Below are 21,809 nucleotides of genomic sequence, written 5' to 3' on the forward strand. Positions count from 1 at the left end.
GCAACTGGGGTTATAATATGGTGGCGAGAGGCAGGATCGAACTGCCGACACACGGATTTTCAATCCGTTGCTCTACCAACTGAGCTATCACGCCAAAGCCAAACTGGCAAGTGGTGAGCATTATACCCACTGGTATCTGACAAGTCAAGCGTTTTTTCAAATAAATACCAACATAGCCTTGGCAGAGACTTGTGTACTTTTGGCATACAAAAAGCAAAATTTTGGCAAAAATCCCACCCCAATTTGACATTTTAATGTATGATATGGCTCGGTTTATGATTTACAAAAAGGATTGTGTGTGATTACAGTAGAAAAATTGACAGCACTGGATATTGTTGGCTTGCAGCAGTCGGTACAGCAGCAGATTTTGAACGATTTTGGCAAACTTTTTGATAGCATCCGCCTGCCCACTCCGCTTGATTTGGCAACTCGTTATGCCATTTTGGGCAGTGGTAAGCGAGTTCGCCCCCTGCTGGTTTTGGCGACTTATCTTAGCCTTAATCATCCTACCGACCTAGCCATGGTACGCCGTGCGATGATTGCCATCGAAAGCATACATGGCTACTCGCTGGTACATGATGACCTGCCATGTATGGACGATGATGATCTGCGGCGAGGCAAGCCCACCTGCCACATTGTGCATGGTGAGGCGACGGCTTTGCTTGCTGGTGATGTGCTGCAATCGATTGCCTTTGAGGCACTGCTAAACCCTGATTGGCTTGCAGGGTTTGACGCTGGGCAAGCTGGCACACTGGCTGGTATTGTGGCAAGCGGTGCAAGGCGTATGGTTGCAGGTCAGCAATTGGACCTGATGGGCGAAAATCAGTCGCTAAGCCAAGAACAGCTGCAAGCCATTCATCAAGACAAAACAGGGGCGTTAATTGAGGCGGCAGTGCTGATGGGGGCGGTCTGTGCCAATGCTGACAAACAAACACGCCTACAACTTGGCAAATATGCTCATGCCATTGGGCTTGCGTTTCAGGTGCAAGATGATGTGCTGGATGTCATCGCTGACACCCAGACGCTGGGCAAACCATCAGGCAGTGATGAAAAATTACAAAAATCAACCTATGTCAAGCTGCTGGGCATTGATGGAGCAAGTCGCTATGCCGATGAGCTATTTTGTCAAGCTCGCCAAGCGGTTGCAGGGCTGGGTGCTGATAATTTACTCATACAGCTAAGCAACTGGTTGCAGCAGCGGCATTTTTAGCAAGTGCTTATCACCGCCGCCAGCCCCTATGCAGCACAATGCGGTTGATAAGCGGTGTTTGGCAACACTTAGCGACATTTTGCCACCTTAGCTGGCTTGGTGCAGCAATTTGACCATTGCGGCAGGCTTTGCCAACTTATCACCAACCAGCCATTGATACTGCAATCCCATCGCATCAAGCATCTGATTTATTTGGCGAAATTTTTCTGCATCAATATGAACATCCAACCGATACAAATGCCAATGAAAATGCGTCAAGGTATGGCGGATTATCCGACTTGGCGGACAATCTGGCATATCCACAATCTCACCAAGCATACCGCCATCAAGACCGCTTTGCTCATGCCACGCCTGCATGGCATAATTGGCAAAATTATCCGACAATGGCTCATCTGCCTGATAAGGCAAATGCAAAAGTGGCAAGCACCATAATCCGTCCCAAATTCCGCCACCATTTTGGCGATGCAGCCACAGCACCTGCGATTGAAAGCTCAGCCGTAGCACGATACTGTGCCGATGCGGTTTGGGCTTGGGTTTTGTTTTGACAGGATAATCCAGCTGGCTGTCAGTGGCATAAGCAAGACAGTCTGCACTGATGGGACAAAGTTGGCATTTTGGCTTGGTGCGTGTACAAATTGTCGCCCCCAAATCCATCATTGCTTGGGCATATTTGCCACTGTCCTGCTTTGGTGTCAATGCCTCTGCCAACTGCCAAAGTTTTTTGTCGGTGGTGGATTTGTTAATATCGCCTGCAATCTTGCGATGCCGTGTCAAAACACGCTTGACATTGCCATCACAAATCACCCCAAACCCACGCACGCCCATCGCCACAATCGCTCCAGCGGTGGAACGGCCAACGCCCTTAACCTCTTGCCACTGTTCAACCGACTGCGGAAAATCGCCATGTTCTTTAATAAATTGAACAACCTGCTTAGCCCCTGCGTGCAAATTACGCACTCTGGCATAATAACCAAGCCCTGCCCACAAAGGGGCAATCTGCTGCCACTGTGCCGCCGCCAATGCCTGCACCGTAGGAAACTGCTCCAAAAACCGCTCAAAATAGCCAAGCACTGTCGCCACCTGTGTTTGTTGTAGCATAATCTCAGACAGCCACACCGCATAAATATCGGCCGTCTGCCTGTGGTGAAATTGCCACGGCAAATCATGGCGACCATATTGCTCAAACCAAGTCAAAAGTCGCGTGGCAAAATGCTCAGGTATCGCATCATTTGCATGATAAATAGTTGTTGTCATCTCAAAAAACTGCTAAAATCAAAATCTGCCCATTATAAAAATGCACGCCGTTAATTACAATGCCAAATTGCCAACATGAGAATTTTTAAGCGACTTGTTTGGGTTTGTTTGACTGCCTGTATCAGTCAGCCAAGCCTTGCCAATACTGCCAGCAACCTAACCACCACCATCACACAGACCATCACCCAAACAATCAACCAAAACCGTGATGTACTATATCAAGCCCAAGAATCCACCCAACCTGCTGTCAGCATTTCATTCGATGGGCAATTTGACACCTGCCGCGATGAATTTTATCAACAAACCGCACCCACACTGGTTGGCACAGCGGGCAAAAAATTAAGCACACTGGCACAGCCTTTGTGTTTTTCAGGCTTTGCCACGCTGCATTCAGGCGTTGCTCGCACACCTCTGTGGTCGGCATCACGCCTAAGCAAACAACGCATACAGCAAGCACGCCAACTATCACGCGTGGATAATTTTCACCCAGAATTACGCTTGCCCGCCACCGAGCGAGCCGAGCTGGTGGATTATCGCCGCTCAGGGCTGGATCGTGGGCATGTCGCTCCCAATGGCGATATGGCAGACAACGAATCGCAATACGCAAGTTTTAGCCTTGCCAATATCGCCCCACAAAATGGCGAACACAACCGCAATGTCTGGCGGCATATTGAGATCGCCACTCGCACACTGGCAATACAATACGGTGAGATTTATGTGGTTACAGGCGTGGCATTTTTGGGCAAAACCAGTGAGCGAATCGGTGGTCGTGTGCTGGTACCGAGTCATTTTTTTAAGGCGGTTTATATCCCAAGCCTATCCGCCGCTGGTGTGTATTTTTCACCCAATGATGCCACTGGCAAATACCAAATCATCAGCCTATCAGAACTTGCCAGCATGACAGGCATCAATGCCATGCCCACGCTGCCCATGCACATACAAAATACCGCCTATGGACTGCCAGCCCCAATGACCGAAAAACAAGCCGAGCAAGTGCTTGAAGCCAATGCCAACAGCTGGTTGCAACTTGCTCATGCTGCTTGGCGTTATCTGGTGGAATTGTTAAATCGTGCTTAACAACTTGCCAAATAATTTATCAATAACCGACAAATCAGCCAAATACACACCAACAACCCCAGCTAATAGATTATGGAGATGAGATGATTAGCCCCTTTGCCAATGACCATGAAGTGCTTAGTCTTGACGGTCTAAGTATCGAGAACGGATTTGACCGCATTTATCTGCATGGTGAGCTGTTTATTCACCGCAGTGCAGATGGATTACAGCAGGCTCATGCCCTAAAAGCATTTGCCGAGCGATTGGTTGATGCCTTGACCACATCGCCAGCCGAGTCAGCAGTCAAGGAACACCACACCCCAAAGAGCGAAACAATTGATAACCCTTTTGCCTAGTTTTGGTGGCAATGCCCAGTCAAACCAGATGACTTTATCTGCATCAATGACCTGTATCAAGCCCCAAACCGCACAATAACCTTTTGTTACAAATAGTCGCACATAGCCACATTTTTATGTAAAAAGCGAACAAAAAATATAAAACAAGTGTTTACAAATTATCAAAAACTTGGTTATAATGCTATCAAATCGTTAAATTTTAACTTAACTTCAGCCAATCCTAACCCAGCCCAGCTTGGGTAGACAAAAAGGAGTTTATTATGAAACTTAGCAGCAAATTATTCGCATTGGGTGCTGGCGTACTACTATCAGTATCTGCCTTTGCTAATGATGCCATCGTTGGCAAATGGAAAATGAGCGAAAAAGGCGAAGAAAAAGCCATCATCACCATCACCAAAGTTGGCGATAGCTATCAAGGCGTGATGACCAAAGGCATCACCGAAAAAGCCAAAAAGTCTGAAGGCAAGACCGTTCTATCTGCCATCAAACACGAAGGTGGCGGTAAGTACAAAGGCAAAGGTGCTCACCCTACTCTACCGATTAAGGGTACTGTAAATATCACAGTTAATGGCAACAGCATTACCATCAAGAGCATCGCAGGCACGCAAACAGGCGTAAAACAATAAGCCAGCTCTCTCACCCAAAATACACTGCCAATGTGCAGTGTATTTTTTTGGCAAATCAGTCAAGCCAAAAAATCAGCAATTATAACGCACTCTCATCAAGCTCGCCTGTGCGAATGCGAATCACCTGCTCAAGTGGAGTAACAAAAATCTTACCATCGCCAATTTTGCCTGTATTAGCAGCCTTAATAATCGCCTCAATCACCGCATCGCTCATCTGGTCGCTACAGGCCACCTCAACTTTGATTTTTGGCAAAAAATCCACCACATATTCAGCCCCTCGGTACATCTCGGTATGTCCGTTTTGGCGACCAAACCCCTTCACTTCGGTGATTGTAATGCCTGTTGCACCGACTTCGGCAAGTGCTTCACGCACATCATCGAGCTTAAATGGTTTGATAATTGCACAGATAAGTTTCATAAAAATCCTTGGCGATTAGCTGGGCATATTATATAAAAAATAATTAAAAATTTCAGCCAAAATTACACAATAACCATCAATCCTGACAATCGTGCATCACTTGTTGGCTGATTGTATTTTAGCACAAAATCAATGACAACAGCACAGCTGTATGCCGCAAACAACAAACAATGCCAGCAAACGCTACCATCTGCCCACAATACCTGCTAAAATACTACATCAAATGATTGCCGAGTGGAAATGTTATGCCTAGCAAAAAATATGTTGTCGTTGGTTTGGGTGGCTCTGGTTTGTCTGCAGTGCATTTTTTGAGCAAAAATGGTCATCGTGTCGCCGTTACCGACACCAACCCATCGCCAGCATTGGCAAATCAGCTACCGCCTGATGTCAGCTGCCACTTTGGAGCGATTGATAAGGAATTGCTCTTATCTGCTGACTACATCGTCATTAGCCCCGGCATAGATCCACGCATCGAAGCTGTTGCTGCCGCTAAGGCTTTTGGCATCAGCGTCATCAGTGATGTGCAGCTGTTTATTGATGCCCTAAAAAACCACCGCCAGCACGGACACGATATCCCCATCATCGCCATCACAGGCTCAAATGCCAAAAGCACCGTAACAACTTTGGTTGGCGAAATGGCAAAAACCGCAGGCATTAGCGTTGGTGTTGGTGGCAATATCGGCACGCCTGCACTCAAGCTGCTGGATATTGACAATTTGGCACTGGTGGTGCTTGAGTTGTCCAGTTTTCAGCTGGAGCATATTAGCCAACTGTCAGCACGAGCAGCCACCATTTTGAACCTTTCTGCCGACCATTTAGATCGCCATGATGGCATGGATGATTATTTGGCACAAAAATTACGCATCTTTGAAGACTGCCAAACCGCCGTCATTTGCCACGATGATGCCAATCTTGCACAGCAATGCCAACAAGCCATCGCTACGCTTAGCACCAATGCCACCATCATCAGCACCGATAGCTCATTTGTGGCAAATACTGCCGACTTTTATTTATATGATGATGGTCAGGGCTTGGCATTACACCATCACAACACACGGCTCATCGCCACCGATGAGCTAAAAATCAAAGGCAAGCATAACTTGCTAAACGCCCTATCAGCCTTGGCATTAGGCACGGCGGCAGGTCTGCCAATGCCTGCCATGCTACAAGCCTTGCGTGATTTTAAGGGGCTGCCACATCGCTGTGAATATGTGGACAATGTCGCTGGCAAGGCGTATTTTAACGATTCCAAAGGCACAAACATCGGCTCAACACTGGCTGCCATTGATGGGCTGGGGGCGGTTTATGGCGAGCAATCTCTGGCACTGATTTTGGGCGGGTTGGGCAAAGGACAAAACTTCGGCGAGTTGGCAGAATTTATTAACCGCTGGGTCTGTCAGGTTTACCTGATTGGCAAAGATGCCCTGCTTATCAAGCAGGATTTGTTGGCAGTCGATGATGGCTTGGCAAACAGATTGCACCATGTGGATACATTGGATAAGGCAGTGGCACAAGCCAGCAGCAGCAATGCTCAAGCCGTACTGCTATCGCCTGCGTGTGCCAGTATGGACCAATTTAATAATTACAGCCATAGGGGCGAAGTATTTATTCAATTGGTCGCCACTTTAAAGAGCAAAACAACAGATGGCGTGGTTTGAGGCTCGCCAAACGCCCAAAAACCATACATAATGCACAAAACAACCAAAAATCGCTCAAAAACCGCCACTTTATTGGCAAAAATCGTTATAATAGGCAGTTTAACCGCCACCTGACAATTTGACAACACGCAGCTATGGACCACCCTTCACAAAATTTTTTTGGCAAATCAACCAATAAGCTATTGGACAAAGTGGTTGATAAAATCTTTGGGCTAACGGATAGATTTAACCCAAGAACCACACTCATTGCAAGTTTAATTTTATTGATTTGCACCAGCTTGCTGATGATTGCTTCCGCATCTATACCTTTTGCCAGTGCAAAGGGCTATGCTGAGCCGTTGCGTTTTTTTTGGCTACAGCTGGGGTATGTTGCGATTGGGGTCATGGCTGCAATCACCATCTATAAAATACCGATAAAATATTATTATAAGCAACATTTTCACTTTATCCTCACCATGTGGGCTACGGTTCTCATACTGCTGATTTTGACAAAACTTATCGGTGAAGAGATTAATGGCTCAACACGCTGGTTATCACTTGGTCCATTCAATCTCCAGACTGCTGAGCTTGCCAAGGCAGTGATGGTATTTGTTACCGCTGATTATGTGGTTCGTCGCTCTGCTGAGATACGCAGCAATATTTATACAGGTGCACGACTGCTGATATGGTATCTGCCAGTTATGTATCTCCTAATGAATCAACCAGACTTTGGCTCGGTAGTGGTGATGGCAGCAACCTTGCTTGTGATGGTCTATGTCGGCGGTGCCCAAGGCAAACAGTACCTATCCCCAGCAATAGTAATTTTATCAGCAATGGGGATTTTTGCCATCGCTGAACCCTACCGCCGTGAACGAATTTTATCGCTTGTTGGCAATCCTTTTGATGATGTTCAAGGGCGAAACTATCAGCTGGTACGCAGTTTAATCGCCTATGGGCGTGGACGCTTGACAGGGACAGGTTACGGCGACAGCATTCAAAAACTCGCACAGCTGCCTGAGGCACATACTGATTTTTTGCTTGCTGTTACTGGAGAGGAGCTGGGCTTTATTGGGGTGGTTTTTGTTTTACTGCTTGAGGCAGTCATCGTTCTTAGCATCATGGCAATCAGCCTGCAAGCACTCAAACGCCGTCAGCTGCGTCTTAGCTATACGGTATTTGGCTTTGCAATCATTATCTTTGGGCAGGTTGTTATCAATGCTGGCATGACGATGGGGCTTCTACCAACCAAAGGCTTGACCATGCCGTTTTTTAGCTACGGAGGGTCATCACTGGTGGTGCTGCTTATGATGATAGGATTTGTATTAAAAGTTGAAAACCAAAGCCCCATCATTGACGCCAAGCGACAAAATGACAAATATTAAACGCCATGCTATTAGACATTAATCGCTATCGGTTTGCCACCTACAAAAAAGAACTAAAAGCATTGATTTATCTAGCCATGCCAATGCTTTTGGCTCAAGTGGCTCAGGTTGGTACAAGTTTTATTGACACTGTGATGGCAGGTGGTGCTGGCAAAGCGGATTTGGCAGCAGTTGCGTTGGGTAGCAGCGTTTTTGTTACCATTTATATCACGCTAATGGGTGTCATGACCTCGCTCAACCCCATGATTGCTCAGCTTTATGGGGCAAAAGGCACGCACGAAGTTGGCGAAATGGGTCGCCAAGGACTCTGGCTGGGTCTTATCATCGGAGTGATAGGCATGATGCTGATGTGGCTTGCGATTGAGCCATTTCGTGCATGGCTAAATATCAGCCCCGCTACCTTTTCCATTACCGAAAATTACCTATGGTTTGTCGGTCTGGGTATGCCAGCTGCTGCCATTCACCGCTCGCTGAACGCCTATGCTGCAAGCCTCAATCGCCCCAAGATTATCATGTGGGTCAGCTGGCTGTGCTTTTTTCTTAATATTCCACTTAACTGGATATTTGTCTACGGCAAATTTGGGCTGCCCGCCTTGGGTGGAGCTGGTTGTGGATTGGCGACCGCCATTGTTTTTTGGATAAATGCCTTGGTGCTATGGTTATTAATCATCAAAGATCGCCATTTTGCCAGTTTTGGGTTGATGGACAAATTCAGCCCGCCTGATATCAAGCAACTATACGCAATGATACGCTTAGGACTGCCGATTGGCTTATCGTTTTTTATTGAGGTCAGTTTATTTACTTGTATCATGTTTTTGGTTGCCAAACTTGATGGCAATTCTGAGGACTATGTCGCCGCCCAGCAGGTTGTTATCAGTCTGACCAGCTTGATTTTTATGCTGCCACAAAGTTTTGGCAGTGCTGCAACGGTTCGTGTTGGCTTTGTGCTGGGTCGTGAGCAATTTGCACGGGCTCGCTATATCTCTGGCGTTGCCATCAGCTCTTCTGTCGTTACCGCAGTGGGTACGGCACTGCTGCTCATTAGCTGTCGCTATGCACTGGTTGGTATCTACACTGACGATATTGCCGTCATCGCACTGGCAGCCAGCCTTGTGCTGTATGCAGCGGCATTTCAGCTTGTTGATGCCATACAATGCGTTGCAAGCTATGCTCTGCGTGGCTACAAAGTTACCACCGTGCCGATGATTATCCATATCATCGCCTTTTGGGGTTGTGGATTGCTGCCGGGGTATTTGTTAGCATTTCGTGCAAACATGGGGATTTATGGCTTTTGGACGGCACTGGTTGGCTCGCTTTCCATCGCTGCCATTTGTCTATTGTGGTATCTGTCAATCCACAGCCAAAAAGTCATTACGCAAGCACGCACACGCACCATCTAGCAGCACCACTTCATCAGCACAATCGCTGGCAAATTTATTTTTGTTGCAAGATTGCATAGAACTTATAAGAAATTTTAAATTGTTATTTTTATTGCAAGCGGTATATGGCAGATAAATTTCAATGAATAAATCAGCATTTATTAACAATAACCACAGTGTAAAGAACGGTGCGGTGCAATCCAGATCCACGCCATTTGCCAAGCACTTTGATTAAATGACGCACCCAGCCAAAACAAACTGGATTTTGCCAAAATTTAAATTGCATAAAATACCATGCCCTTGATGCGATTGTGATTTTTGGACAAGGCTTGAAAATAGTTGCGATTACTGATAAAAAGCATAGCAATTTTGACAAAAATCCGTGCAAACAGCTGCTAAATCTGCCACTTATCTCAATTGTCTTTATCAGGCAAAGATTCTGCCAATATAGTTATATAAATTGAATAATTATTTTAATTAATATAAAAAATAAACTTTATCCATCATCTCAGGCCAAGCTGCATAAAAAATTTGGCAGTATCAATCTTTTAATACTGCCAAACTTAGCAAAACCATCAAATGCACGCTACTCATCATTGGCACTGATGCGTTTGATGTCTTTAACCGTTTTTGCCTCGCCATCAACTGTCGTCCCAAAGCCACCTTTGGCGAATGGATTGCCATCCATGCCCTTGCCAAATGGGCTATTCATACCACCCATCGCCCCAAATGGACTCTGTCCGCCCATTTGTTTTGCCATCATTTGCATCATTTTGTCCTGATTTTTTAGGGCGTAATTTTTGGCAGCATTGGTTAATTTGCGTTGCACAACTGGCAATAACAGCACCACAGCAATCACATCACTTAACAACCCCGGCAACAGCAACAGCACGCCTGCCAAGCCTGTGGCGACCGATTTTGCCACAGTGGATTCGGCAGGTTGGTTGGCAGGATTGGGGATTACGCCATTTTGCATGGCTTTCATTTGCTGTGCCATGGGGTTTAGCGTGCCTGCGGCTTTTTTAATCATCATCACGCCCAACACGGCAGCGGCAATGAACCAAAAAAACACATACCAACCGCTAAAAAACTGTGCAGCAAGATACCAAAGCAACATCTCAATCACAAACCAAACCAAGGCAATGCCGACCACTGCACCCATGCCCTTTCTCCTTATTTAATAAATAGATAAAATACGCTATACTAACAGAAAATCAGGGCGATTGGCAAATTTTCAAGCCAATAATCGTCATTTTGTCCAAAAAACATTCACCCTAACGCACAATAGGCAGTTATGACCCTTATCATCGGCATTGACCCCGGCTCACGACTGACAGGCTATGGCATTGTCAGCAGCGAAAATGACAAATTAACCTTCCTAGATGCAGGTACAATCCGCACAAACAGCAGCGACATCACCGAACGCATTGCCCAAATTTTTGCAGGCGTTTCACGCATTGTGAAGCATTATCAAAAATACAGCAATCAGCCCATGCAAGCTGCCATTGAACAGGTGTTTATGGCATCAAACCCAGATTCTGCCCTAAAACTTGGTCAGGCACGAGGGGCCGCCATCGCTGCCCTAACAGCACTAGAGTTGCCTGTGAGCGAATACACCGCCAGACAAATCAAGCAAGCAGTCTGTGGCTATGGTGCAGCGGACAAAGATCAGGTCTCCGCGATGGTTTGTCGTATTCTATCCCTGCAGGTTATTCCACAAGTCGATGCTGCCGATGGGTTGGCTTGTGCCATCTGCCATGCTCACTCATCGCATTCGGTCAATAAACTGCTTGGCATCAGTGCCACAAGCAACAAAGGCAGTAAGAAAAAGGGACGCTGGCGACTAAGCGAGCAAGATTTGCTACAACTAAGACAACATTAGCCCAAAATGCCAACACAAATCAAATCTCATACAAGACCCACTTGCAGCAAACAACCACTTTAACAAAAAACACCCCAAGTGAAATACTGTGGGGTGTGTTTATCATTCTGGCAAGTTGTCGGTTATAGCTTTTCGATTTGCTCAGCTTGCGGGCCTTTTTGACCTTCTGTTAAGATAAACGATACTTTTTGACCTTCGTTTAGGGTTTTAAATCCTGAACCTGTGATGGCACTGTAGTGTGCAAACACATCTTGACCACCATTGTCTTGGGCAATAAAGCCAAAGCCCTTTGATTCATTGAACCATTTTACCGTACCAAAAACTTTCTCTGACATAGTCATTTTCCTTATTTGAATGAATAAAAAGCGTAATTTGAATGAATAAAAAGCGTAAAACGCCACTATGCTATTTATGTAAAAACATACAACAACAATCGGGATAACAGGCAGGTTTCCCCATCTTTATGAACCATTCAAAGAAAATTACTGGTTTAGTAAAGAATGCTTGATACCAACGAATTTTTGTGGTTGCAACCGCTGATAATCAGCCTACTGCTCGGCACACAAATACCATGATTGGCATTATAGCAAATATTTGTCCAAAAAAGTGATTTTTTTATTTTTAATTGAACAAATATTTTACCACAATTGTAGCATACCCATACGCTCTGCCAAGGCACACAGACATAGCAACATATACACCAAGCCAAACGATCTACAAAAATGCAAATATTTCACAGGCAATACCAAATCCTCTGGTCGCAATACCTTGGCATCACGAATCAGCACTGTCGAATAAATAAATCCCAATAGCGAATACAGCGGATAAACAATCACAACCACCAAACCAAGCCCTGTGAACGAAAGCAACCACCAAGCCAGCAAACTGGCAACCGACCAAGCAGAACTCATTAGGCTGGCAATCATAAAAGGCTGATTATCAAGCGGTAATTTGCCGCCATTTTTTTCGAGCAAAAAAGACTCAAGCATCACCAACCAAGAAATAAAAAAACTTAAAATAACAAAAATATTTTCTAAAGTAAAATCCATCATTGTCATACATCGCCAATCATCATAATCACAAAAAGATTCGTATTAATTTTCCAAAGCTTCATTGTAGCAGGTTGATTGGTGATTGTACACATTAGGGCTTGGTATAAAGAACATTTCTAAAGGTCAGATTGACACGGCTCATCGTGCAGTTTGCCTGTTTTGGGATACTGTGCTGCCAATAATACTGCAACTGCCCTCACACGCCAGCAGATGATGCAAATAATCATCACTGACAACCTGATCAAAATACTGCGGTGCATAGTACAGCTTCCCTTGTGGCAGGACAATCACCACGCCCAGCCCATCGTCATGATAATAGGCATCAAAATCAGTGTTGATAAATTTACCCCCAACAACCAAACTGGGCAACAGCTCACCTGCTTTGGTCAATAAATCAGGCGTTTGCATTACTTGTCCTTAATATAATCTCACCGCCTATCAGTCAATAAATAACCGCCCAAATGAACCGACCCCCAAATCTTAGACACAAGATTAAAGGTTAGGTTGATAAAGCTAAGTGGTTTGACCAAGGACTAAGCTTCTGTATCTGACAGGACTTAGTCCTTTTAGTTTGGTCTTTATTCTATCATAATTGTAATAATGAACGTACTCATCAATCGTTGTTTTAAGCTCATTGATGGATGTGAAAGTGGTTTGTTCATAAAAGATTTCCTGTTTGAGTGTCCCAAAGAAACTTTCAATGACTGCATTATCAAGACAATTACCCTTTCTTGACATACTTTGGATTAAGCCTTGTTCCTTTAAAGTTTGTTGATAATGATACTGTTGGTAGTGTATGCCTCTGTCTGAATGAATGATGGGTGTTTCATTAGGTCTTAGTTTAGATAAAGCATTACTTAACATCTCATTAACCAAGTCATAAGTAGGTCGTTCATTGAGAGCATAACTGACAATCTCGCCATTAAACAAGTCTATGATGGGCGATAGATACAGTTTTTTCTCTGTGATTATGCCATTTTGTGCCTCATCTTGCACCTTAAACTCTGTTACATCAGTTGACCATTTTTGATTGGGTCTTGTGGCTTTAAAGTCTCTTTGTAGGACATTGTCTTTAATCTTGTCTTGGTGTTCCCCTTGATAAGAGGAGTAGGCTTTGTATTTTCGTTGTCTGATTTTGGATTTCAAGCCCATTGCTTGCATTAAGCGTTGCACTCTTTTGTGGTTGATGACAAGACCTTGATTGTTAAGCTGATGGTTGAGTTCTAAGGTAATTCTACGATACCCATATCTGCCTTTGTGCTTATGGTAGATGTGGTTAATGCGTTCTTTTAGGAATTGGTCTTTGTCAGGCTTTGTACTTTGACGAATGTGGTAATAAAACACACTTCTTGGCAGGTTTGAGATTACCAACAAATCTTTTAGAGGGTGTTTATGCCTTAATTCTTGAACAATCAGGACTTGTTCTTTGATTGTTCCTTTTGACGAATTAAGGCATCGAGCTTTTTTAGGTAGTCGTTTTCTGCTTCTAAGTATGCTAGGCGTTTTAGAAGTTTGGCATAGTCATCATCTTGTGGCTTGGTTTTGCTTGTTGATTTGTTTTTGGTTGTTTTGTCTTTATTGGTGTTGTGTTTGTTTGACATTGCTTTTCTGCCTTTGGGTTTGGGAGTAAGTCCCATTATACCAAAGCTTTGATAGGACTTTAACCAGTTTGACAGTAAAGCAGGTTGTGGTAGATTAAGCTCTATGGCAAGCTGTGTCAAAGATTTGCCAAGAAGAACTTGTTGTACAGCGTTAAGTTTAAAGGTGGTGTCATAGATGGCTTTGGTTCTTCGTCTTTTAATACCATCAATACCGTGTGTTTGGTAGAGTTTGACCCAAAGCTCTACTGTTTTGTGGTCTAAACCAAAATGTTTTGCTGTACGTTTGTAGCTGTGATTGTTTTGATAATAGGCCATCACAGACAGCTTGAAATCAAGTGTGTATTTTGCCATAGAAAGCACCCCAAGAGTTAGTAGTGGAATGTCTAACTTTTGGGGTGCGGTTCAAATGGGCGGTTATTATAAGAGCGATTAGTTTTTCTCTTTGTCAATAATCTTATTGCCACCAATCCAAGGCATCATCGCACGCAGCTTGACACCTGTGGTTTCAATTGGGTGAGCAGCATTATTGCGGCGGCGAGCGGTCATTGATGGGTAGTTAAGCTGACCTTCAGCAATAAACATCTTGGCATATTCGCCAGACTGGATACGCTTCAACGCGTTACGCATCGCTTCACGAGATTGGTCGTTGATAACCTCAACACCTGTTACATATTCGCCAAATTCTGCATTGTTAGAAATTGAGTAGTTCATGTCAGCGATACCGCCTTCGTACATCAAATCAACAATCAATTTCAACTCATGCAAGCACTCAAAATACGCCATCTCTGGAGCATAACCTGCCTCAACCAAAGTCTCAAAGCCCATCTTGACAAGCTCAACCGCACCACCACACAATACGGCTTGCTCACCAAATAGGTCGGTTTCGGTTTCGTCCTTGAAGGTGGTTTCGATGATGCCCGAGCGGCCACCGCCCACGCCTGAGGCATAAGATAGAGCAACTTGCTTGGCTGTGCCTGACACATCACGCCATACAGCGATAAGATCAGGGATACCGCCACCTTTGACAAATTCAGAACGCACGGTATGACCCGGGGCTTTTGGGGCAACCATAATCACATCAAGGTCGGCTCGTGGCTCAACTTGGTTATAATGAATGGCAAAACCGTGAGCAAAGGCAAGCGTTGCACCCTGCTTGATATTTGGCTCGATGGTTTCTTTATAAAGCTGACGCTGAAACTCATCAGGGGTTAAAATCATCACCACATCAGCACCAGCGACCGCCTCGGCAGTTTCGGCAACTTTTAGCCCAGCATTTTCAGCCTTTTTCCAAGACGCTGAACCTTGACGCAAGCCCACAGTTACATCAACGCCTGAATCTTTTAGGTTCAAAGCGTGAGCATGGCCTTGCGAACCATAGCCGATGATGGCAACTTTTTTGCCTTGAATGATAGACAAATCACAATCTTTGTCATAATAGATATTTAAGCTCATACGAGTTTCCTTAATGGTTTGCCCTGTTGGGCGGGTTTAATAAAAGCAGTCTCATTAACCAATGAGCATTGCCATGCTTAATAATATGTCATTTTTTAACGGATAGTAACAAACCAAACAAAATAAAACCAGTTCCAAGATACCCAAACCACCCTAATGTATCACCAAAAACAACGAATGCAAATAAGGTTGCAAACATCGGGTCTGATGTCTCAATGATTTGTACTTTGCTAGCCTGTCCGTATTGCACCGCCTTGGTTGTAAAATAAAACCCACCAATAGTTGGTAACAGTACAAGGCAAGCGATCATCAGCCAAGCCATGCCGCTTGGCAGTTGCATTCCTTGAGCATACCAAGGCAAAAACAAATAAACACTACCAAAGGCAAATAACCAAAAAAGCTGTGCCAAACCACTGCCAATGCTTAAGACCTTTGATAAAAAAATAAATAGCGAGTAGCCAAGGCCACCCAACAAAGCCAATACCATACCCCAAATAGAACCACTAACGCCTTGCTCAAATAAAAAAAGAAGGCACACACCAGAAATAATACTGGCAAACGCAATCATTTTATGGCTGGTTATTTTTTCATTTAAAAATAGCATCGCCAATAATAAAGTTACCACACCTGATGCATAGGTCAAAAACGAAACCAAGGGAATGGACGCTTTGCTAAAAGCCCAAGTTTCAAAAAAATACAAACAAAAAATACCCAAAAAGCTCAGCAAGGCAAATTTATACCACTGTTTTGCCAGCAAAGCTACTTTGTTAATACGCTTTGGCTGAATAACACAGACTACAGCGACCAACAAAAAGGCAAAAAAACATTTAAAAAAAGCCAAGGCACTTGGTGATAATTCATTATCAAACTCAAACGCTAGCCTAGTGAATACCCCAATTAGCCCATTTAAGATGGCGGCAATCAAAGCATACATTTCGGCTTTTTTAATAAAGCTTGTATCAAACATCATGGGTTAATCCGATATCAAAACTTTTTATGCCATTTGAAGAATTGGCTTTTGCTCTTTGGTTAAATTTGGTTTTAAGAATTTTGTCATTACTATACGCTCACAAACTCAAAGTTCGCTCGCCTCGTGCAATGCCAATCACCCCAGAGCGTACCACTTCTAGGATTTTATCGCGACCAATCACATCAATAAAGCCGTCCAACTTGTCTGCATCACCTGTGATTAAGATGGTGTACAAATTGGGGCTGACATCAACAATTTGGGCACGGAAAATATCAGCACTGCGTTTGACCTCTTCTCGGTGCGACCCCATCGCACGCACTTTAATCAGCATTAGCTCACGCTCAATGTGATTGCCACCGCTTAAATCGGATAGGTTTTGTACTTTTACCACCTCAATCAATTTGTGCAACTGCTTGGTGATTTGCTCAATCTTGTCATGCGTAGTGATTGTTGTTAGCGTCAAGCGAGAAATGGTTGGATCATCGGTTGCGGCAACATTGAGCGTATCAATGTTATAGCCACGCTGACTGAACAGCCCCACCACACGAGACAGCGACCCTGCTTCGTTTTCCATCAATACAGAAATAAGATGCTTTTGTAATTGACCTGACATTAGGTACGCTCCCCTTTTGATAACCACATATCACGCATAGACTGACCAGCAACCTGCATTGGATACACATGCTCGCCTCTGTCCACATAAACATCAATAAATACCAATCCGTCCATCTCAAGAGCGGCTTTTAGCTCGCTTTCCATTGTTGCAGGATTGGTGATTTTGACGCCCTTATGCCCATAACTTTCGGCAAGTTTGACAAAATCTGGCAGAGATTTCATGTAACTTTGGGCATGGCGACCCTCGTACAGCATATCTTGCCACTGCTTAACCATGCCCAATTGGGCATTGTTAAGATTCAAAATCTTCACAGGCAAGTTATACTGCAGGCAAGTGGATAGCTCTTGGATATTCATCTGAATTGAGCCTTCGCCTGTGATACAGACCACTGTCTTTTCAGGACAAGCCAATTTTGCCGCCATTGCATAAGGCAGGCCTACGCCCATCGTACCAAGACCACCTGAATTTAGCCATTGGCGAGGTTCATCATATTTATAATATAAAGCGGCAAACATCTGGTGCTGACCGACATCACTGGTGATAATCGCCTTGCCATCGGTGAGCTTGTACAAAGTCTCAACCACATGCTGCGGTTTGATGCCATGTAGCTCAGCTGCAGCGTCATCATCGCCATAACGCAGACCGTGCCGCTTACGCCATTCATGAATTTGCTGCCACCAGTCGTTTAGTGCGTGTTCATCAAGTCGCTGATCGCTTTGTTGCAGCAAAGCAAGCATCTCAGTCAGCACTGGTTTCACATCACCAACAATCGGAATATGTGCTGTGATGGTCTTTGAGATGCTGGCAGGATCAACATCAATATGAATGATGGTTGCATTTGGGCAGAATTTTTTGACATTATTTGTTACACGGTCATCAAATCTTGCCCCCACTGCCAAAATCACATCGGCATGGTGCATAGTCATATTCGCCTCATAAGTGCCATGCATACCAAGCATACCAAGAAACTGCTCGCCAGAACCAGGATATGCCCCCAGCCCCATCAATGTATTTGTTACTGGCAGTCGCAATAAATCAGCAAGCTGGCGTAATTCTTCACTGGCATTGCCAAGCACCACACCGCCTCCTGAGTACAATACAGGACGCTTGGCAGCAAGCAAAGTATCAATGGCTTTTTTGATTTGACCACCATGCCCTTTGTGCGTTGGTTGGTATGAGCGAATATTGACCGCATCTGGCATATGATAGACGAACTTATCGCTTGGATTGGTCATGTCTTTTGGAATATCAACCACCACAGGACCGGGTCGTCCAGAAGCTGCGATGAAGAAGGCTTTTTTGATAACTGCTGGAATCTCTTCGGCATGGCGAATTTGGAAGCTATGCTTAACAATTGGGCGAGAGATACCAACCATATCACACTCTTGGAACGCATCATCACCAATCAAGCTGCTTGGCACCTGCCCTGACAACACCACCATCGGAATAGAGTCCATAAAAGCTGTGGCAATTGCTGTTACTGTGTTGGTTGCACCCGGCCCTGATGTGGCAAGCACCACGCCTGTTTTGCCCGTTGTGCGGCTATAAGCATCTGCCATGTGTCCAGCTGCCTGCTCATGGCGTACCAAAATATGCTCAATCTTATCCTGCTTAAATAAGGCATCATAAATATGCAAAACCGCCCCACCAGGGTAGCCAAAAATATATTCAACCCCTTCATCAATCAATGCCTGAACCAACATTTCGGCACCAGACATCATCACTGTCTTGCCATCTGCCAGTGCTTGTTGCAATGCACGAAAATGTGCAGCAGCGTCTTTGGTTTGGGTATGCCCTGTCATATTTGGGGCTTGGGTGGTTTGACTCATAAGTTATTATCCTTTTGCTAACAAGCTGTAACAAAATGAATGCAGCATCAATGCCGCTCTACTGGTGCAATAACTTATGGCAAGGCAAGAGAATTGGAGCTAATCCAAACAAGAAAGCATGGAGAAATTTCTTGTGTCTTGCAGACCGATAAGTCTTATTGCAATGTATGATTTTGCGTCATCAAACGGTAATTTGATAGCACCAATCACACAAACGCAGCCTTTGATAAATGCTACGCCGACCAACGATGTTGTTATACATCCAAAATATGTCCCTATCTTACCTGAAAAGCAATCGATTGCCAAGCCATTTTTTCTTGCTTTTTTGTTTGGCTATAGCAAAATATTTGTTATGGTTTATAAAATTATCATAACTAATATTTATATCTTGGCATTGATTCATCATCGCACACTGCCCATCTGGCGATAAAGTATCAAACAACGATGATTTTCGCCCAAGACGATGGTACAATATTGACAGATTGACTCGGTAGGTATGTTGGCATGGTTATTTGGCAGGCAAGCACCAAAAACAATAGGCACACTCAAGCATCAATTATCATGCTTGCCGTGCTTTTTTTGGCTGGTGTTTGTCATGCAGGCAACGCCTACAAAAGCACAGGGCAGTTCGGCGAGGTGCGTTATAGCCAGTTGCCACCAATTAATGCGGCGTTTGAGCAAGTTCGCGTGCATCATCTTAATCCTGCCCAGCCAGATCGCCGCAGCGTTTGCCAATATTTGACAAGCAATTTACAAACGCTACAAACAGGTGGCGAAGTCTACGAAGTGAGTGCCACAGGCGATAGGGTTCTCCTGAGCAGCGAGCAAATTCATAATAAAATCATACAGATACGCCAAGCCATCACCGAGCATTGTTATGACTGATTTGATTGCCATGCAACCAAGTGATGACATCGCCGAAGTAAGAGCATGGATTCGCCAAAAAGCACAAGAGCTTGGTTTTGCTGATTGTGGATTTTTGAGTGTGCATCACCCACTGTTTGCCCAACAAACCCAAGCTCTCAAACAATGGCTAAATCAAGGGCTAAACGGCACTTTGGATTTTTTGCACGAAAATCATGAACTGCGTGCCAATCCACACAAACTGGTTGAGCACGCCAAAACCATCATCAGCGTCCGCATGGACTATCTGCACACAACGCCCACACCTCGCTGCGTTGAGGATAATCACCGTCCCAACCATGCCATCATCGCTCGTTATGCCAGAGGGCGTGATTATCACAAAACCGTGCGTCAGCAGCTAAAAAAACTTGCCATCGCCATAGAGAATGAACTGCCCAACTGGCAACATTTACACATTGGGGCTGACAAGCCTTTTGTTTTTCGCCCGTTTAGTGATTCGGCACCGATTTTTGAACGCCCCATTGCTGATGCCGCTGGCCTTGGCTGGACAGGCAAGCATACTTTGCTCATCAATCGCCAAGCAGGCTCATTTTTTAATCTCGGCGAGTTGTTTATTAGCTTGGATTTGGCAGAAAAAAATCAACCGCACGCAACCAAATCGCACTGTGGCAGTTGCAGTGCCTGTATTGACATCTGCCCAACAGGGGCGATTATTGCACCGCATACGCTTGATGCTGCCGCGTGCATTTCATACCTGACCATCGAGCACAAAGGCAGTATTGATCATAAATATCGCAAAGCCATTGGCAATCGTATTTTTGGCTGTGATGATTGCCAGCTGATTTGCCCATGGAATCGCTACGCCAAAATCAGCACAGTGGCTGATTATGCTCCACGGCATGGGCTTGATGATATTTGGCTGCTTGATGTTTGGCAATGGAGCGAGGCGGAATTTTTGACAAAAACTGAAGGGTCGCCACTAAGACGCACGGGATATTTGCACTTGTTGCGTAACACCGCCATCGCTTTGGGCAATTGTCAGCCAACCGATCGGCACGCATTAAACACGGTGCTAAATGCCCTCACCCAGCGACTTGGCGACAATGAGATGCTTGATGAGCATATTCTATGGGCAATTGAGCAGCTACACGCCCTATCGGTTGTATAAAGCCTGTTTATCTGACAATCTTTTGGCTTTGTGTGCTGATAAGCCTTATTTGACAACGCATACCTTGGCATTGGGTAGCTTGGTGATGATAAATTTCTTGTCAAGTAAACAAAAATCCCAAGCCATCGCCTAGGATTTTTATCATGAGCAAGCCAATCAATCACTCAGGAATACGCAATACCTGTCCGACATAGATTTTGTCAGGGTGAGATAGCATAGGCTTGTTGGCATCAAAGATTTTCATATAATCATTGGCATTGCCGTACATTTCTTTGGCGATTTTTGACAAAGTATCGCCAGATTTTACGGTATAAAAACGAGATTCTACTGCTGGTTCTTTGACCTCAATTTCATCAACCACCGTTGCCACATGTTGTACATTGCCCACGGCCAGACGCGCACGCTCACGATCTGCCTGCGTTTCGGCAACGCCAGACAGTGTTGCTGTGTCTGTATCGCTGTTATAATTGACAACCAAGCCGCTGATATTTACATTTTGTGCCTGAATGCGTGCCAAAAGCAAATTGGCAATCTCCTGTGCGGTTGGCTCAGCCGCAGGTGCTGCCTGCTCGGTTTGTGCCGCTGGCTTGTTGCGATTGAACAATTTATCGCCAATTTCTTTTGCAAAACTAAATACGCTCATAATAACTCCCAATAGTTTTTACTTAATAGATACTCAATGGATTTAGTATAAGCCAATTTTGCGTAACTTGTATGTGAGTTTGATGATAAATGCGTTACAAGATGTATCCTAACTGTGCTAAGCGTACAACAAAAAACCACTCTCAAGGAGTGGCTTTGTGCAAAATTGATTATTATGCAACTTTTGCAGAAACATAATCAATGGCTTTTTGTACAGTGGTCAGCTCGGCTGAATCTTCATCAGGAATGGTGATGCCAAAGCTGCTTTCAAAAGCCATAACCAGCTCAACCAAATCCAATGAATCAGCACCCAAATCGTCCATGAAAGAGGCTTCGTTTTTGATCTCTTCAACGCTCAGACCAAGTTGCTCAGCTACTGCGTCTTTTACTTTAGCTTCGATATCGCTCATAATAG

24 protein-coding genes and 1 tRNA gene are annotated in these 21,809 nt (G+C 44.6%); 10 read left to right on the top strand and 15 right to left on the bottom strand.

From position 1 onward, the window contains the following. Positions 1-18: 18 nt before the first annotated feature. Positions 19-94 (bottom strand) — tRNA-Phe (locus tag EL162_RS00495). A gap of 204 nt (positions 95-298) precedes the next feature. Between EL162_RS00495 and EL162_RS00500 the strand changes: the two genes are divergently transcribed. After that, a complete protein-coding gene (locus EL162_RS00500) occupies positions 299-1,210 on the top strand; it encodes a polyprenyl synthetase family protein (protein ID WP_259772330.1) in 912 nt (303 codons plus the stop codon). An 87-nt stretch (positions 1,211-1,297) separates the two neighbouring features. On the opposite strand, the gene mutY is transcribed toward EL162_RS00500, so the two are convergent. Further along, positions 1,298-2,464, bottom strand: a complete 1,167-nt coding sequence (mutY, locus tag EL162_RS00505) for an A/G-specific adenine glycosylase (RefSeq protein WP_126329363.1) — start codon at positions 2,462-2,464, stop codon at positions 1,298-1,300. Between the two features lie 108 nt (positions 2,465-2,572). Between mutY and EL162_RS00510 the strand changes: the two genes are divergently transcribed. The 3 genes from EL162_RS00510 (at position 2,573) to EL162_RS00520 (ending at position 4,502) form a co-directional block, all read left to right on the top strand. Next, complete coding sequence (locus EL162_RS00510; RefSeq protein WP_227516568.1) at positions 2,573-3,541, top strand: DNA/RNA non-specific endonuclease; 969 nt, start codon at positions 2,573-2,575, stop codon at positions 3,539-3,541. 83 nt (positions 3,542-3,624) lie between these two features. Next, the gene (locus EL162_RS00515) at positions 3,625-3,876 is read left to right on the top strand and encodes a hypothetical protein (protein ID WP_126329365.1); all 252 of its coding nucleotides are present in this window, start codon (positions 3,625-3,627) and stop codon (positions 3,874-3,876) included. Between the two features lie 260 nt (positions 3,877-4,136). After that, positions 4,137-4,502: a DUF2147 domain-containing protein gene (locus EL162_RS00520; RefSeq protein ID WP_076555517.1), complete on the top strand. Its 366-nt coding sequence runs from the start codon at positions 4,137-4,139 to the stop codon at positions 4,500-4,502. Between the two features lie 79 nt (positions 4,503-4,581). Here the strand turns inward: EL162_RS00520 and EL162_RS00525 are convergent, their stop codons facing one another. Continuing rightward, a complete protein-coding gene (locus EL162_RS00525) occupies positions 4,582-4,920 on the bottom strand; it encodes a P-II family nitrogen regulator (RefSeq protein ID WP_126329367.1) in 339 nt (112 codons plus the stop codon). Positions 4,921-5,165: 245 nt separating this feature from the next. Between EL162_RS00525 and murD the strand changes: the two genes are divergently transcribed. The 3 genes from murD to EL162_RS00540 all read left to right on the top strand — a co-directional run bounded on the left by murD (position 5,166) and on the right by EL162_RS00540 (position 9,339). Beyond that, positions 5,166-6,578, top strand: a complete 1,413-nt coding sequence (murD, locus tag EL162_RS00530) for a UDP-N-acetylmuramoyl-L-alanine--D-glutamate ligase (protein WP_126329369.1) — start codon at positions 5,166-5,168, stop codon at positions 6,576-6,578. A 134-nt stretch (positions 6,579-6,712) separates the two neighbouring features. Then, a complete protein-coding gene (locus EL162_RS00535) occupies positions 6,713-7,939 on the top strand; it encodes an FtsW/RodA/SpoVE family cell cycle protein (RefSeq protein ID WP_126329371.1) in 1,227 nt (408 codons plus the stop codon). Between the two features lie 5 nt (positions 7,940-7,944). After that, positions 7,945-9,339 carry an MATE family efflux transporter gene (locus tag EL162_RS00540; RefSeq protein ID WP_126329373.1) on the top strand — a complete coding sequence of 465 codons (1,395 nt, stop codon included), beginning with the start codon at positions 7,945-7,947 and terminating at the stop codon, positions 9,337-9,339. Positions 9,340-9,904: 565 nt separating this feature from the next. Here the strand turns inward: EL162_RS00540 and EL162_RS00545 are convergent. Further along, positions 9,905-10,480 (bottom strand): FxsA family protein, encoded by a 576-nt coding sequence (locus EL162_RS00545; RefSeq protein ID WP_126329375.1) that lies wholly within the window; start codon positions 10,478-10,480, stop codon positions 9,905-9,907. Positions 10,481-10,612: 132 nt separating this feature from the next. On the opposite strand from EL162_RS00545, the gene ruvC reads away from it, so the two are divergent. Then, positions 10,613-11,200 carry a crossover junction endodeoxyribonuclease RuvC gene (ruvC, locus tag EL162_RS00550; protein WP_076555523.1) on the top strand — a complete coding sequence of 196 codons (588 nt, stop codon included), beginning with the start codon at positions 10,613-10,615 and terminating at the stop codon, positions 11,198-11,200. Between the two features lie 122 nt (positions 11,201-11,322). Here ruvC and EL162_RS00555 read toward each other — a convergent pair whose 3' ends face one another. From EL162_RS00555 to EL162_RS00595, 9 genes are all read right to left on the bottom strand, one after another. Next, positions 11,323-11,535, bottom strand: coding sequence for a cold-shock protein (locus EL162_RS00555; protein ID WP_076555524.1), 213 nt, complete (start codon positions 11,533-11,535; stop codon positions 11,323-11,325). A 303-nt stretch (positions 11,536-11,838) separates the two neighbouring features. Further along, positions 11,839-12,258 (bottom strand): hypothetical protein, encoded by a 420-nt coding sequence (locus tag EL162_RS00560; protein WP_227543412.1) that lies wholly within the window; start codon positions 12,256-12,258, stop codon positions 11,839-11,841. Between the two features lie 132 nt (positions 12,259-12,390). Then, positions 12,391-12,660 carry a hypothetical protein gene (locus tag EL162_RS00565; RefSeq protein WP_126329377.1) on the bottom strand — a complete coding sequence of 90 codons (270 nt, stop codon included), beginning with the start codon at positions 12,658-12,660 and terminating at the stop codon, positions 12,391-12,393. Positions 12,661-12,765: 105 nt separating this feature from the next. Further along, a complete protein-coding gene (locus tag EL162_RS00570) occupies positions 12,766-13,746 on the bottom strand; it encodes an IS3 family transposase (RefSeq protein WP_126329379.1) in 981 nt (326 codons plus the stop codon). After that, on the bottom strand, positions 13,665-14,204 hold the full coding sequence (locus EL162_RS00575) for a helix-turn-helix domain-containing protein (protein ID WP_126329381.1): 540 nt from the start codon (positions 14,202-14,204) through the stop codon (positions 13,665-13,667). The genes EL162_RS00570 and EL162_RS00575 overlap by 82 nt, the downstream gene beginning before the upstream one ends. A 78-nt stretch (positions 14,205-14,282) precedes the next feature. Further along, a complete protein-coding gene (ilvC, locus tag EL162_RS00580) occupies positions 14,283-15,305 on the bottom strand; it encodes a ketol-acid reductoisomerase (protein WP_126329383.1) in 1,023 nt (340 codons plus the stop codon). Positions 15,306-15,393: 88 nt separating this feature from the next. Continuing rightward, a complete protein-coding gene (locus EL162_RS00585) occupies positions 15,394-16,275 on the bottom strand; it encodes a DMT family transporter (protein WP_197718980.1) in 882 nt (293 codons plus the stop codon). Between the two features lie 97 nt (positions 16,276-16,372). Beyond that, positions 16,373-16,888: an acetolactate synthase small subunit gene (gene ilvN, locus EL162_RS00590; RefSeq protein WP_076555667.1), complete on the bottom strand. Its 516-nt coding sequence runs from the start codon at positions 16,886-16,888 to the stop codon at positions 16,373-16,375. Beyond that, entirely contained in the window at positions 16,888-18,612 is a 1,725-nt protein-coding gene (locus EL162_RS00595) for an acetolactate synthase 3 large subunit (protein WP_197719002.1), read from the bottom strand. The genes ilvN and EL162_RS00595 overlap by 1 nt, the downstream gene beginning before the upstream one ends. A 612-nt stretch (positions 18,613-19,224) precedes the next feature. Here EL162_RS00595 and EL162_RS00600 point away from each other — a divergent pair. Further along, the gene (locus tag EL162_RS00600) at positions 19,225-19,605 is read left to right on the top strand and encodes a hypothetical protein (RefSeq protein ID WP_126329387.1); all 381 of its coding nucleotides are present in this window, start codon (positions 19,225-19,227) and stop codon (positions 19,603-19,605) included. Further along, the gene (gene queG, locus EL162_RS00605) at positions 19,598-20,752 is read left to right on the top strand and encodes a tRNA epoxyqueuosine(34) reductase QueG (protein WP_076555663.1); all 1,155 of its coding nucleotides are present in this window, start codon (positions 19,598-19,600) and stop codon (positions 20,750-20,752) included. The genes EL162_RS00600 and queG overlap by 8 nt, the downstream gene beginning before the upstream one ends. Before the next feature lie 160 nt (positions 20,753-20,912). On the opposite strand, the gene lysM is transcribed toward queG, so the two are convergent. Further along, entirely contained in the window at positions 20,913-21,395 is a 483-nt protein-coding gene (gene lysM / locus EL162_RS00610; protein WP_126329389.1) for a peptidoglycan-binding protein LysM, read from the bottom strand. 172 nt (positions 21,396-21,567) lie between these two features. Next, positions 21,568-21,804 carry an acyl carrier protein gene (gene acpP, locus EL162_RS00615; RefSeq protein WP_049236863.1) on the bottom strand — a complete coding sequence of 79 codons (237 nt, stop codon included), beginning with the start codon at positions 21,802-21,804 and terminating at the stop codon, positions 21,568-21,570. Positions 21,805-21,809: the final 5 nt, after the last annotated feature.

This window comes from Moraxella cuniculi (assembly GCF_900637105.1).
Taxonomy (GTDB): domain Bacteria; phylum Pseudomonadota; class Gammaproteobacteria; order Pseudomonadales; family Moraxellaceae; genus Moraxella; species Moraxella cuniculi.

Excerpts from the sequence above, each read along its gene's own strand:
- mutY (WP_126329363.1), bottom strand. The coding sequence starts at position 2,464 with ATGACAACAACTATTTATCATGCAAATGATGCGATACCTGAGCATTTT.
- EL162_RS00515 (WP_126329365.1), top strand. The coding sequence starts at position 3,625 with ATGATTAGCCCCTTTGCCAATGACCATGAAGTGCTTAGTCTTGACGGT.
- EL162_RS00520 (WP_076555517.1), top strand. The coding sequence starts at position 4,137 with ATGAAACTTAGCAGCAAATTATTCGCATTGGGTGCTGGCGTACTACTA.
- EL162_RS00525 (WP_126329367.1), bottom strand. The coding sequence starts at position 4,920 with ATGAAACTTATCTGTGCAATTATCAAACCATTTAAGCTCGATGATGTG.
- murD (WP_126329369.1), top strand. The coding sequence starts at position 5,166 with ATGCCTAGCAAAAAATATGTTGTCGTTGGTTTGGGTGGCTCTGGTTTG.
- EL162_RS00535 (WP_126329371.1), top strand. The coding sequence starts at position 6,713 with ATGGACCACCCTTCACAAAATTTTTTTGGCAAATCAACCAATAAGCTA.
- EL162_RS00540 (WP_126329373.1), top strand. The coding sequence starts at position 7,945 with ATGCTATTAGACATTAATCGCTATCGGTTTGCCACCTACAAAAAAGAA.
- EL162_RS00545 (WP_126329375.1), bottom strand. The coding sequence starts at position 10,480 with ATGGGTGCAGTGGTCGGCATTGCCTTGGTTTGGTTTGTGATTGAGATG.
- ruvC (WP_076555523.1), top strand. The coding sequence starts at position 10,613 with ATGACCCTTATCATCGGCATTGACCCCGGCTCACGACTGACAGGCTAT.
- EL162_RS00555 (WP_076555524.1), bottom strand. The coding sequence starts at position 11,535 with ATGTCAGAGAAAGTTTTTGGTACGGTAAAATGGTTCAATGAATCAAAG.
- EL162_RS00560 (WP_227543412.1), bottom strand. The coding sequence starts at position 12,258 with ATGACAATGATGGATTTTACTTTAGAAAATATTTTTGTTATTTTAAGT.
- EL162_RS00565 (WP_126329377.1), bottom strand. The coding sequence starts at position 12,660 with ATGCAAACGCCTGATTTATTGACCAAAGCAGGTGAGCTGTTGCCCAGT.
- EL162_RS00575 (WP_126329381.1), bottom strand. The coding sequence starts at position 14,204 with ATGGCAAAATACACACTTGATTTCAAGCTGTCTGTGATGGCCTATTAT.
- ilvC (WP_126329383.1), bottom strand. The coding sequence starts at position 15,305 with ATGAGCTTAAATATCTATTATGACAAAGATTGTGATTTGTCTATCATT.
- EL162_RS00585 (WP_197718980.1), bottom strand. The coding sequence starts at position 16,275 with ATGATGTTTGATACAAGCTTTATTAAAAAAGCCGAAATGTATGCTTTG.
- ilvN (WP_076555667.1), bottom strand. The coding sequence starts at position 16,888 with ATGTCAGGTCAATTACAAAAGCATCTTATTTCTGTATTGATGGAAAAC.
- EL162_RS00595 (WP_197719002.1), bottom strand. The coding sequence starts at position 18,612 with ATGATGTCTGGTGCCGAAATGTTGGTTCAGGCATTGATTGATGAAGGG.
- EL162_RS00600 (WP_126329387.1), top strand. The coding sequence starts at position 19,225 with ATGGTTATTTGGCAGGCAAGCACCAAAAACAATAGGCACACTCAAGCA.
- queG (WP_076555663.1), top strand. The coding sequence starts at position 19,598 with ATGACTGATTTGATTGCCATGCAACCAAGTGATGACATCGCCGAAGTA.
- lysM (WP_126329389.1), bottom strand. The coding sequence starts at position 21,395 with ATGAGCGTATTTAGTTTTGCAAAAGAAATTGGCGATAAATTGTTCAAT.
- acpP (WP_049236863.1), bottom strand. The coding sequence starts at position 21,804 with ATGAGCGATATCGAAGCTAAAGTAAAAGACGCAGTAGCTGAGCAACTT.